This is a genomic window from Shewanella sp. SM73, assembly GCF_025653795.1.
Taxonomy (GTDB): domain Bacteria; phylum Pseudomonadota; class Gammaproteobacteria; order Enterobacterales; family Shewanellaceae; genus Shewanella; species Shewanella oncorhynchi.
On the sequence record NZ_JAKKRY010000005.1, the window covers coordinates 144,530 to 156,785 of the forward strand.

Annotated in this window: 10 protein-coding genes; 6 read left to right on the forward strand and 4 right to left on the reverse strand. The window is 44.0% G+C overall.

Features of this window, described 5'->3' with window-relative positions:
• Positions 1-53: 53 nt before the first annotated feature.
• The 4 genes from L5M51_RS09395 to fkpA all read right to left on the reverse strand — a co-directional run bounded on the left by L5M51_RS09395 (position 54) and on the right by fkpA (position 5,161).
• Positions 54-491: a PaaI family thioesterase gene (locus tag L5M51_RS09395; RefSeq protein WP_028761594.1), complete on the reverse strand. Its 438-nt coding sequence runs from the start codon at positions 489-491 to the stop codon at positions 54-56.
• A 105-nt stretch (positions 492-596) separates the two neighbouring features.
• Positions 597-1,052 carry a hypothetical protein gene (locus L5M51_RS09400; protein WP_263172453.1) on the reverse strand — a complete coding sequence of 152 codons (456 nt, stop codon included), beginning with the start codon at positions 1,050-1,052 and terminating at the stop codon, positions 597-599.
• Positions 1,053-1,162: 110 nt separating this feature from the next.
• Positions 1,163-3,775, reverse strand: coding sequence for an extracellular exonuclease ExeM (gene exeM, locus L5M51_RS09405; protein ID WP_263172455.1), 2,613 nt, complete (start codon positions 3,773-3,775; stop codon positions 1,163-1,165).
• Positions 3,776-4,393: 618 nt separating this feature from the next.
• The gene (gene fkpA / locus L5M51_RS09410; protein ID WP_131524662.1) at positions 4,394-5,161 is read right to left on the reverse strand and encodes an FKBP-type peptidyl-prolyl cis-trans isomerase; all 768 of its coding nucleotides are present in this window, start codon (positions 5,159-5,161) and stop codon (positions 4,394-4,396) included.
• A 154-nt stretch (positions 5,162-5,315) separates the two neighbouring features.
• On the opposite strand from fkpA, the gene L5M51_RS09415 reads away from it, so the two are divergent.
• The 6 genes from L5M51_RS09415 to pepN all read left to right on the forward strand — a co-directional run bounded on the left by L5M51_RS09415 (position 5,316) and on the right by pepN (position 12,066).
• On the forward strand, positions 5,316-6,266 hold the full coding sequence (locus tag L5M51_RS09415) for a WD40 repeat domain-containing protein (protein ID WP_028761597.1): 951 nt from the start codon (positions 5,316-5,318) through the stop codon (positions 6,264-6,266).
• Positions 6,267-6,275: 9 nt separating this feature from the next.
• Positions 6,276-6,488, forward strand: a complete 213-nt coding sequence (locus tag L5M51_RS09420; protein WP_006080410.1) for a SlyX family protein — start codon at positions 6,276-6,278, stop codon at positions 6,486-6,488.
• 64 nt (positions 6,489-6,552) lie between these two features.
• On the forward strand, positions 6,553-7,110 hold the full coding sequence (gene def / locus L5M51_RS09425) for a peptide deformylase (protein WP_168824914.1): 558 nt from the start codon (positions 6,553-6,555) through the stop codon (positions 7,108-7,110).
• Positions 7,110-8,513, forward strand: coding sequence for a COG3014 family protein (locus L5M51_RS09430; protein ID WP_263172457.1), 1,404 nt, complete (start codon positions 7,110-7,112; stop codon positions 8,511-8,513). The genes def and L5M51_RS09430 overlap by 1 nt, the downstream gene beginning before the upstream one ends.
• 69 nt (positions 8,514-8,582) lie before the next feature.
• Complete coding sequence (gene lpoB / locus L5M51_RS09435) at positions 8,583-9,176, forward strand: penicillin-binding protein activator LpoB (RefSeq protein WP_173246506.1); 594 nt, start codon at positions 8,583-8,585, stop codon at positions 9,174-9,176.
• A 256-nt stretch (positions 9,177-9,432) separates the two neighbouring features.
• The gene (gene pepN, locus L5M51_RS09440) at positions 9,433-12,066 is read left to right on the forward strand and encodes an aminopeptidase N (RefSeq protein WP_263172459.1); all 2,634 of its coding nucleotides are present in this window, start codon (positions 9,433-9,435) and stop codon (positions 12,064-12,066) included.
• The last annotated feature ends 190 nt before the right edge of the window (positions 12,067-12,256 follow it).

Genomic DNA, 12,256 nt, shown 5'->3' on the forward strand with positions numbered 1-12,256 from the left:
TCAAACGATTGATACGCCATTCACACCACAGGTAATAAGCTGGCTCATTGCATTTAGCGTTTAACGACAGCCGCAGTCATCCGTGAAATACAAGTCAGTTCACCCGCGCTGTTGTGGATTAAAATCTCCCATACAGAGCTGCGCTTCCCTAAGTGGATAGGCTTAGCCGTGGCGGTTAATACCCCATTACGGGAAGCCCGTAAGTGGTTAGCGTTAATTTCTTGACCGACACAATAGTACTGCTCAAAATCCACCGCGAAATTTGCCGCATAGCTGGCAACGGTTTCAGCAAGCGCGACATTCGCGCCACCATGCACTATGCCCAAAGGGTTATGCACCGCCGGACTGGCTGGCATAGTGGCCTTCATGTAATCGTCGCCAATCTCACTGATCTCAATTCCTAAAGTCTGCATCAAGGTGCCTTTGCCACCCATACCGGCGTCTAAACGCGCGCAATCCTCTAACGTTACAGCTCTAAACCAAATACTCATTGCAACTTCCTAGTCAATAAAACCAATCAGCAGTTTACTGTGAAGTGGATGAAGTTCAACTAGTTTACTCTCAGCTGGTCACATCAATATCAGCAAAAATAAGGCTCAAACTAACCAAGATTTAACGGTACTTAGCTGACTAAACCAGACAAGAAATAATCCCCACACCACGACTACACTTGGCATAATTAACGCGTCGGCTCCTAGCACCACAGCCGCTTGCTGAATGCAAAATACATAGGTCATTTGCAACAAAATAGCGATAAGCGAGGCGGCCAGCACTTTATAAGCAATTAATTTTCTGAATAACAATAATAAACATCCTAGAACCCCTGAAACCACGGCAAAGCCAAACACAGCATCAATCCAAATTGGCGTTGTTTCATAGAGTTTAATTTGATCTGGGCTCATCTGTGCGAGTGCATCTGGCGTCATAGTCATTTGCATCACAAAAGCCATCAGCCCCATGATATTCCACAACAAACTGAGCGTTGCGACAAAGTAAAACCACAGTGGCGCCTTGATATTCATGGTTTTCAGCGGATTTGAGGTGGTATCCATACTCACTCCTAATAAAAACTGAAAAAAAGAGATAAAAAAGGGATGGTTAACCATCCCTTTGTTTCAGTCTAGCTCACAAATTGCACTTGTGAGTTAACCCCATATACAGGTTAACGGCGACGACGCTGCAAACCAAACAAGGACATCAGTGCTAAACCTAAATAACCTAAAGCACCGCCATCATCTTTAGGCTTTGGCTCAGGTTTTGGCGGCACTACTGGCGCAGGATAACTTAAAGCAACAATCACAGGATCATGATCCGATGCAGAAAAAGCATTTTCAGATTTAGCCAGATCACCAGAGAACTTCTTACCGTATTCAAACAGGCTAGATTCCACTGAGTTGATATGCCAATCTTCAATATCCACTAAACGTTTGGCTAAGCTAGCATTGGCTAAAGCATGATCTAAGTTACCTAACTCGCCGTTATAGCTATAAGAGAAAGTGCTTGCACCGTGGGCTTTCGTGTTCAAGTTGATAAAGCCATAACCTTTTTCAATCTTGCTGCCTTGGCGCTCAAACACTTTGCCGTCGAGCGTCGTCCACGAAGCGGTCAGGATGTCACGCTCTGACTTGCTCGCATCGAAGTCGGTTAGTACACGGATAGGATCCTCCATACCATAGGCATTCATATCACCGATGATCAGTAAGTCGCCTTTCACGTCTTTTAGCGTTTCACCCAAGACTTTGGCTGCAGATACGCGGAAAGCATTACACTTGCCCTGTTGATCGGCAGGATCAACTGACTCTTCGAAGTTAACCCAATCTTCTAAACAACCTGAGCCTTTAGATTTCAAATGGTTAACGACTACGGTCAGAGACTCATCATGGATTTTAAAGGTTTGCGCTAAGCTGTGACGTTGATAAGCATCATTGCCAGGGTTAGTCTCAGTTTTGCCATCTTTTGTGCGAGTCACGCTGCCAGCACTGGCGTGCTGTTCTGGAGTACCGATAACTTGTGCGGCCCCCGCTAAAGTCACTTTACCACCACGGTATAACATGCCGACAGTGATCGCATCTGTGCCAAAGTACTTGCCGTCATACTTATCAACATCGGTGATTTCAACAAAGCTATAGGCGTTTTCAGGCGTCTGCTTGTCATTTAGTGCATCGACTAAATCCTTAATCGCACTCTTCTCACCAAAACCGTTGTTAGCAATTTCCATCAAACCGACGATATCGGCGTTCATGGCGGTAATAGCGCTAACGATTTTAGTACGTTGTAGCACCATTTCTTCCAGCGTTAGAGCGCCACGGTTACTGCCTGATGGGTTGGTATCGCCACCATCAACATCGTTAAAGAAGTTCAGCACGTTAAAGCTAGCCACGCGCAGATCACCCTTAGTTGCAACACTTGGGGCTTCGGTTCTATCGTCACCACGGATAAAATCACCCGCTGTAATAGTATTAGTAGCCACTAAACGATAAGCGCCGTAGCTATAACCAATCACACCTTGCAGGTTAGTCAGTTGGTCGCCAACACGGATGTAACCCGTTTCCACATTGAAATCAGGGAAGTATGGAATAACACCATTGGCAGGCTTGTAATCGGATTCGATAAAGAGTTGATTTTCGCGGTTAGATTTAACTAATGCAGTTGCTTCAGCAGAAAGCGCTGGATACAGCTGTGTCGGCTTCATCAAAGGTGCTTGATATGACACTAGCATGTTATTGCGACTACCCGCATAGTCGAAGCTGAAGGTGCGGCTGATTTTAAGATCGCTGCCCACATCTAAGGCCACATTCATGCCTTCATAGCGCTCTAATGCTTGCGCTAAGGTTTCGCCATCGGCCACATAGAAAGGTGCGGCAACAGGGACTTCACCCTTAGCGCCAACATCAAATTTCTTATCGGCTTTAATATCGATTTGAGTTAAGCCAAAGTATTCTTTCACTTTACCCTGCACACACACTTCAACCCCAGGTTGAATCGCTTCAGGTGCAGCTTCACCTAAGAATACAAATACACCATCAGAGGTATACGGTGAGTTATCACCCTTAACTTCTTGTAAGTAAAAACCTTTAAACAAGCTTTCACCACGGGCAGTCACGACGCCACGCACAGTCACTTCGGCTTCAGATTCGAATGCCCCTGCTGGTACAAATGGGCTCGACTCGCCCGCACCTTGTACTTGATAAATAGGCACAATTTTAGCGCCAGTACAGCTAAAGAGCGGCACTTCTGGCTCAGCAGGCGTTTCTAGTGAACCTAAACCAGAGAAGGTATCTTTAGGTAATTGTTCCCACTGGGCGGCATTAAATACTGTATTCGCCACTAACGCATCTAATTTACGTTTTAAGGTAACGTCTAATCTCCAACCCGTTGGCGTCGGCACATCACCAATAATATCGATGACTGCATCATCTTTCATTAAGGCAACCGCATCACCGCCATTAAAACTTAAACTACCAGAGTAACTATCAACTCCTTGAGCAACAGTAATAGTACCGCTAGTATTTAAAATAACTTTTGTCGATTTTGCCGCAATAGTTTGACCACCTAAAGCCACCATATCCGACGCAACAGTAGCACCATCTTTATAACGAACCAGTTTATAACCCGCGAGATCAATTGCCGTATCGCCGCTGTTATACAGTTCAATCGCTTTATTATTTGAGCTACCTTCAACATATTCGGTGATCATCACATCTGCGCTTGCCATCATAGGCAAAGCCGCTGCAACAGCTAAAGAAATAGCCGTTAATTTATTAACATTATCCATATCATCAACCCCATTATTATAATATTGCCGCTAACTTCTATTAACGTGCGAGCGGATTATTTCAGAGTTGAATGCGTAAAAAAAGAGGGCAAGATCGCACATTGCCAATGTAACACATTGATGATTAACTAATTATAGACATCTCACTGTTCACCTAACAGAACAGGATGGTAAATCAAAAGTATTAGCCATGTAAAAACAAACAGTAAGAGCAATACACATAAGCTCAAAGCATTTGGCATCCTGCTTAAATAACAATCAATATTTTAATGTGATATTTTGATGATATTATTCAGTATGCAATACCCAATAAAATATAAGGAACACGGGTCCTTAAAAGGTAATGGATATAATTAAAACTTAATTTAGCATTCATTATTTTGAAATAAACATAACAGTCAAACTGCTAGAATGGATGATTTATACCCTTGGTTATTGCAGCAGATTAATGTTGATGATGGGTATAAAAATGAAACATAGAGCCAGCCTGAGAACCAACGGCTGTAAGATAGTGAGCTCAATATTAAAACAATAATGCGAATTTTACAGACAAAAAAATACCGCTCATTTAGGAGCGGTATTTTCAATAGCGGCGTATTACACGTCGCAGCTAATCAATTACTTTTTAGCAGGTTCAGCTACTGGCGCCGCAGAAGCTTTCTCGATTGATTTCAACTCAACTTCGAAAATCAACGTAGAGTTTGGTGGAATAGTACCAGTATCACGTACGCCATAGGCTAATTCCGATGGGATCACAAACTTGAACTTAGCGCCAACAGGCATTAATTGCACGCCTTCAGTCCAACCTGGAATAACGCGATTCAAAGGGAACTTAGCCGCTTCGCCGCGTTTATAAGAACTATCAAACTCAGTACCATCAAGTAAAGTACCGACATAATCCACTTCTACAGTGTCTTCTGCGGCAGGCTTTTCACCCGTGCCTGGAGTTAATACTTCATATTGTAAGCCAGACTCAGTTGTCACTACACCAGGCTTAACCTTGTTTTCTTCAAGGAATTTTTTACCATCTTCGATATTTTTCGCAGAAATCGCTGTTGCTTGTTCCTGACGTTTATCGTTTAACTTTTTATCTAGACCTTGAAGAATGGTTTGCATTTCTTCTTCGGTTAAACTTAATTGGTCATTCAGACCATTAGTGAAACCAGTGACGATCAGAGTGCGATCAACTGGCAGGCCTAATTCTTCTTGCTCTTTGATATGGCCAGACATATAACGACCGATTGAAGCGCCTACACTGTAAGCTTCTTTTTGAGCTTCAGTCGTTAATTCAACATTTGTACTCGTAGCTGCTTTTTCTTCTTGATTACAAGCAGATAGGCCAATAATAGCCAATGCAACTAACGATAATTTATAAATCGATTTCATTAAAGCTTCCTCAGCATCCTCAAGCGGTTACAATAACCTAAGCGTGACAACTTTATACTAGTTATCTCGGTTATACCAACTAGATTCTTTATGGGTTAACAGTGATTAATGTCACTTGATCAAGTCTAAAGACAACAACTTAGGGAGCAAGTTCATGAAGAAAAATCTACTGCTGGTAATTTGCACAGTTTTTCTAATCGCTTGCCACCCAAAAGCAGAAGATATCAGTGTTCTCACGACAGAACCCAGCTATAGCGCGAGCCTATCAAGTAATGGGCAATTCGCCTTAGTTGCAACTCAAAGTAGTGGAGTTCAATGCTGGGATCTCAGTACCCACACCCTCAAATACCAATGGATACATGGCGATATTAATACTGGCGTCACAGGTACAGCGATTTCTCCCAACGGGATATTTGCAGCATCGTTAAGCCGAGATTCAGTTGCTATGTGGAAAATAGCCGACGGTAAGCCTTTGGGCTGGTGGTCCTTACCTTCATCCGGTGAAAGTGTCGCGGTAGCAGATAATGGCGCACTACTTATTGGTTTAAATGATGGTTCAGTCATGTCGCTTAATGCCGAAAAATCTGCCTTAATCAAGTTTCTTGGACATAAAGAGCGCGTCAATAGTGTAGCCCTCTCTGCTGATGGCCGATTAGCATTAACGGGGTCAAATGATATGCAGGCGATTCTCTGGCAGGCACAAACTGGCCAACCGCTTCATACGTGGACACTCGGCAGCCGTATAACCAAAGTGGCACTCAACGACAGTGGTAGTTTAAGTTTTACCAATGGCAGCACAGATGAAGCAAAAATCTGGGATAACACAAGCGGTAAGCTATTAAACAAGCTGGATATTACCCGTCGTCAAATGAACTTTTCAGCGGTGAGGTTTATCAAACAAGACAGCCAGATATTAACAGGTACGCCAGCGCGGGAAGTTATACTCTGGCAACGTGACTCGGGTAAACAAATTGAAAAATGGCAGGTTGCACTCACTAAAAACAGCCAAAATCGAGGAGCCGTTGTATACTCTGTGGCAATTCGAGATACCAATAAAGTCGTTAGTATCAGTAGCCAAGGCTTAGTTGAAACTTGGCAGAAATAGAGGTTAGCCATGCAAGGCGTACAAGCACAGATTGAAGATCTAGAAACCAAATTGGCTTTTCAAGAGCTCACAGTCGAAGAATTAAACCAAGAGGTCATCAAATTAAATCGACTGGTGGCTCACCAGCAACACCAAATTCACATGTTAATTGGTAAGTTGCAGGACATGGAACCGAGTAATATGGCGACTCAGGCTGAAGAAACGCCACCACCACATTATTAACACTGACGCTTTAGATGTTAACTTTGATTAAAAAACAGTTACTGCAAAATATCCAGGGAATGCGATGTTTAAACATTTAATGCCAAAAGAAACCCCAACTCTATTACCCATAGCGTTAGTGGGTGAACCCATTCTAAGGCAGACTGCAATCACAGTGCACCATTTCGATGCCGAGCTCGTGCATCTTGCCGAGCAAATGTCTGCCAGCATGGACGCTGCCAATGGAGTTGGTATCGCAGCCCCCCAAGTTCACAGCCCTTTAGCCTTATTTATTATGGCTTCTCGCCCTAATGAGCGTTATCCCGACGCGCCTAATATGGCGCCTGTGGTCGTGGTTAATCCGCAAATCATTAATGCATCAAGCGAGTTGGTCAGCGGAGAAGAAGGCTGCTTATCTGTACCGGGGCAAAGATTTACGATACAAAGACATCAAGCCATTGAAGTACGCTATCAAAATTTACAAGGCGAGTGGCAACAAACCGAATTAACGGGCTTTATTGCACGGATTTTTCAACATGAATTTGATCACCTTCAAGGGATCACATTACTCGAGCGTTCACTTATGCCAGAACAGACTCAGGCGATTTCAGCCCAATCCATCAAAAAAGGTGAAGCGCAATAATGAAACTGTCCTTCGTTACACCTTTTTCTCGCGCATTTATTGCACCAACCTTGGCAATGGGATTGGTTTTAAACTTATCGGGCTGCGCTTATAACAGTATTTTCATTAATTATCCTGCGCAGATCGAACCACTCAAACAAGAGCTTAATAGTGCGACTCCCATGGCCGATATCGACAAACTTGCCAGCAATATCAATGGCAATGACGGCTTACTCTATGCCCAAGAAGCGGGACGAATTGCTCAAGTCGCCGGCGATTTTGCTGCCAGTAAAAAATATTATCAGCAAGCAGTAGATGCTTATACCGCCTTTGATGATAAGGCCAAAGTCAGCGTTAGTGACATTGGCGCAACAGCCAGCAGCTTAGTGTTAAACGACAATGCGATTCCGTACAGAGGCCCTGGGTATGAACGCATTATGCTGCACCAATACCAAGCTCTTAACTATTTGTTTAGTGGCGACTATCAGGGGGCTCTAGTCGAAGTTCGTCGCAGTAACGAACTACAGAGCAGCGAGCAAGAACGCTATCAAAAATCACAAAAGTCAGTTCAAGCCATGGCGAACGGCACCATAGATGCCGAGGTTAACAAACTAGGACAAGCTGCGGGCACAGTCACCAGTTCTTTCTTAAACGCTTACAGTTATTACACCACTGGCGTACTGCACGAAGTGCTGGGTGAGCCGAACGATGCCTATATCGATTATCGTAAAGCAGCACAAATCACTCCAGATAACACCTATTTACAGCAAGATCTGGTCCGCCTCGCCAAGCAACTCGGCATGCCACAGTATGATGAGTTTAAGCGCCGTTGGGGCGATGCTAAATTGCCCCACCCCAAAGATGGCCAAGTAATTTTGATGGTCGAGCGCGGCTTTGTGCCAGCAAAACAAGCTCTCACGGTACCTTTTACTATCCATGGTAACTGGCAGACAGTGTCACTCGCTACCTACATGCCAAACAATACTTTTGTGCCAGAGACGCAAGTGCAAGGTTTAGGTACAGTGCTGAAAACTGAACCTATTGCCAATATCGATGCCTTAGCCATCACAGCACTCAAGGAAGATCTGCCCGCGACGCTAGTTCGTCAAGTCGCTAGGGTCTATGCTAAATCTGAGATGGCCTATCAGATTGAGAAGAGTGGTAAACCAGGGAACAATGCTGCCGATATTGGCAGCATAGCTATGCAGATTTTTAACGTAGTAACAGAACAAGCGGATCGTCGTAGTTGGCTGACGCTCCCTAAACAAGCACAGATCGGGCGGCGTTATTTGAGTGCAGGTGAATACACTTTGCAGTTAGACAAAGCGCCACCGGCTAAAATTGATGTTGCAGCAGGCAAAACCACCTTAGTCTGGGCAATTGATACTGGTAATTACACCCGAATTTATTCAATAATCATTTAGCCTAGCGGTTGTGGTATTTGAATAAGACGTGTGTCATTAAGTTTATACAATCACAAAATGGAACTGACTATGAAACAATTTAAACTGATTTTTGTACTGGCTGCCGTTATGGGTCTAGCTGCATGTCAATCTAAAGTCGAATATGGCGATGCCACAGAAGTTGAAACCGTCAATGAGAACTTTGGCTCGACGGATCTACAAGCTATTGCAGCCAAGATGGTGGATAGCATGATGACTTTCCCTCCTATCGTGGCAATAACAGCCAATGACCGCCCGATTTTATTTGTTGATAGCATCAAAAACAAAACCTCAGAACATATCGACACTGAGTCTGTCACTGACTCTATCAGTAACAAATTATTGCGCTCAGGCAAGTTCCGTTTTATCGACATGACTAAAGTAGATTCAGTCCGTAAACAACTGGATTACCAAAACAACACTGGCATGGTTGACCCATCAACCGCCATCAAGTTTGGTCGTCAAATTGGCGCTCAATACATGTTATATGGCAATTTATCTAGCATAGTGAAGCAAGACGGTAGCACTAAAGACGTCTACTATAAGATGACAATGCGTTTAATGGATTTAGAAACAGGCCTTATCGAATGGTCTGATGAAAAAGAAATCCGTAAGATGAAGTCTAAGTCTTTCTTAGGCATGTAATTGTCCTATTGGCACTTAATTCTGCCAAACAGTAATCTCAAGAAGCCAGCGTTAACGCTGGCTTTTTTTTACATTTTTAACATTGGTAATCCAAGGTAAATAAGGTAGTGTACTCGGCCAAAATACACTGCGATGATGATGCTCAAAATTGGCGCTGGCGCGAGGGATAATTTGCCACAAAGGCAAACCTACACACACGATATTGAATGCAAACATCCAAGCAGAAAACAAAACAAATCGTTGAAGGATTTAAGTTGTGAACTTGTTTAAAGCCAGTCTCGTTGCCCTTACCTGCGGCACATTAATGTCGTGTGCAACCCAAAGTACACTCAATACGGGTCCACGTGATGCTAGCGCTTATATTAGCCAATATCAGGCTGCGCTTCGCTCGCAGGTCATCTCCGATATTCACTATGACTTGGATTTTCAGCTCACAGGGGATGCCGAGTTTTCCGCCACCTCCAAAGTGACATTTCAATTAAGTGAAGTGCCAAAACAACTGAGCTTAGATTTAAACAAGGCGCAGATAAAACGCTTTATCATCAACGGTACCGCCGTATACCCCAATTACAATGGCGCTTACATCAGCTTAAATACGCGTTTGCTCACCTCAGGTGAAAATACCATTGAAGTGCAATTTAGCCGTGCCCACAGCACCAATGGTGAAGGCTTACACCGTTTTAAAGATCCAATCGATGGCAAGGTCTACCTCTACTCTCATTTTGAACCCGCTGCAGCTCAACAGATGTTCGCAGTGTTCGACCAACCGGATCTCAAGGCTAACTATCAAATTACGGTAACAGCGCCCAAAGACTGGCAAGTCATTAGCTCGATGCGTGAAAGCCAAATCACCCCAGCGGGTGCTTACAATCGTTGGACTTTCCCACAAACACCTAAGCTAAGCCCATATAACTTTTCGATGCACGCGGGCCCTTATCACATGTGGCAAGACAACTCAGGCCGCTATCCTATGCGCCTGTTCGCCCGTCAATCCGTTGCTAACCAAGTCACGGAGCAGGATTGGTTTACCTATACAAAACAAGGGTTAACTTTTTTCGATAATTACTTTGGTATTCCTTACCCCTTTAAGAAATACGATCAAATTCTAGTGCCAGACTTCCTTTATGGCGCGATGGAAAACGCAGGCGCAGTGACCTTTTCTGAAGATATCTTCCTTCATAAAGCGGCGATGACAGCAGATCAAAAGCAAAATCTTGCGGGCGTGATCATGCACGAAATGGCGCACCAGTGGTTTGGCGATCTCGTCACCATGAAATGGTGGAACGGCTTGTGGTTAAATGAAAGTTTTGCTTCATTTATGGGCACACTTGCGACTCAAGAAGCCACAGAGTTCACTAATGCTTGGCGTACCTTCTACGCTAAAGGCAAGCAAAAAGCCTATGAGCAAGACAGCTTAGTCACCACGCACCCCATTGAAGTACCCGTAGCAACGACTCAGAACGCCTTCGACAATATCGATGCTATCACTTACCAAAAAGGCGCATCAACACTGAAACAATTACGCCATTTACTCGGGGACATGGTGTTTCGTCGTGGCGTCAGTAACTATTTAAAACAATACAGTTATCAAAACGCTGAGTTAGACGATTTTATCAATAGCCTAGGGAAAGCCGCTGGCCGCGATTTAAGTGCATGGACTCAAGAATGGCTCTACAGCGCGGGCGTTAACACCATCAAGGCGGAATATCGTTGTGAGGGCAACCGAATCAGCGAATTTAGCCTACGACAGCTCCCTGCAAGCGCAGAGCTACCCACATTACGTGAACAAAAAGTCCAAGTGGCTTTATTTACCCAAGGTCGCTTTGATCTGCGAAATGACATTACAGTGCCAGTGACTTACAAAGGCGAGCGTACTGAAGTTAAACAACTGATTGGTGAGCGCTGCCCAGACCTAATCTATCCAAACTTTGATGATTGGGGCTTTGTGAAAGTCGAGCTTGATGACAAGTCATTTAATACCGCAAAACAACAACTGAGTAATATTTCCGATCCACTACTGCGATCTATGCTGTGGCAAAGTCTGTGGGACAGCGTCCGCGAAGGTAAATTGAGCTTAGATCAATACCTAAGCACAGTGTTTGTTAACGCGCCTGCTGAGACGGACTACACAATTGTTGGTCAGATCATCGATAGCATGTTGCGCTCGAAGGAATATCTCGCGCAGATCGCCCCTATTCAGCAAAACTACGCTGAAAATGCAATTAAAGGCTTAAGCCAAATGAGTCTGAGAAAAGCAATGGAAAATAAAGGCGATAATGACTTCCAACGGATCTGGTTCAATGCGTATGTCAGTTTAGCAAGCGACAGAGATTCACTGCGTCATTTAGCACAACTCATTGACGGGGAAACAAAAATCAAGGGATTAACCTTAGATCAAGATTTACGATGGGCAATCATCACCCAGCTTAATCGCTATGATTTTCCTAACGCGCTGCAGCGCTTAACCAAAGAAGCTGCCAAGGATAATTCAGACTCTGGTGAAAAAGCGGCACTTGCGGCACAAGTGATCCGCCCTGAAGCGGCCGCAAAACGTCGTTGGTTAAGTAAAGTACATCTAGACAGCCTACCTTTCTCCAAACAGCGGATTATTATGCAAAATCTTTATCCTGCTGAGCAAAAACTATTAAGCGCGGCTACAGCGGAAGAGCGTCTGGCGAGCTTAATGGATATGGACAAAAAAGGGCCTGTATTTATGCGTAATTATAGCCATTTCCTCATCCCAACCGATTGTAATTACACTAGCATAGCGGCATTGGACAAAGTACTTGATCGCCAAACTGGGCTATCTAACCTTACCCGCCGTAATCTACTGGAAACCCGTCAAATAGAGCAGCGTTGTGTGCTGATCAAAAATAAGATGACCCACTAATATTTAGGTCATTTTAAAATTAACAAGGGGCTCCTAGGAGTCCCTTTTTTATGTTCTATTACAGATGAGTCTTAAACTTGAACCAGCACACAAGATGCTACCTGCGCAAAATTAAGCTCACTAACCTTTGATATAAACAAGCCAGCATTCTGAATAATGAATTAATCACACTCACAACCAGTGACATATT